The organism is Novosphingobium huizhouense, assembly GCF_020179475.1.
Taxonomy (GTDB): Bacteria; Pseudomonadota; Alphaproteobacteria; order Sphingomonadales; family Sphingomonadaceae; genus Novosphingobium; species Novosphingobium huizhouense.
Map to the genome: position 1 here is coordinate 1 of NZ_JAILXZ010000041.1, position 283 is coordinate 283.

The window sequence follows — 283 nt, forward strand, 5'->3', positions numbered from 1 at the left end:
CCGCTCGCTGCGCACGACCGCGCCCGCCGCCCGGGCGATCTCGGCGGTCGCGTCGCGGCTGTTGTTGTCGTAGACGTAGATCGTCGCTTCGGGCAGCGAGGCGCGGAATGCCTCGATCACCGCGCCGATCGCCAGCGCCTCGTTGTAGGCGGGCAGCAGCACCGCCACGCGCGGCCCGACCGGGCCCGGACCGGTGACCGCGCCGGGACATTGCACTTGCGCCGCCGCTGTCGTCATCACCATCCCCTGCGCCCGCCCGATGCGGGCTTCGGCCGCGCCCTAG

Annotated in this window: 1 protein-coding gene; it reads right to left on the reverse strand. The window is 74.6% G+C overall.

Going from position 1 to position 283, the window contains the following annotated elements:
* Nucleotides 1–237, reverse strand: a 237-nt coding sequence (locus tag K3A85_RS17895) for a glycosyltransferase (RefSeq protein WP_225207868.1), incomplete at its 3' end; no start/stop codon positions are given.
* Nucleotides 238–283: the final 46 nt, after the last annotated feature.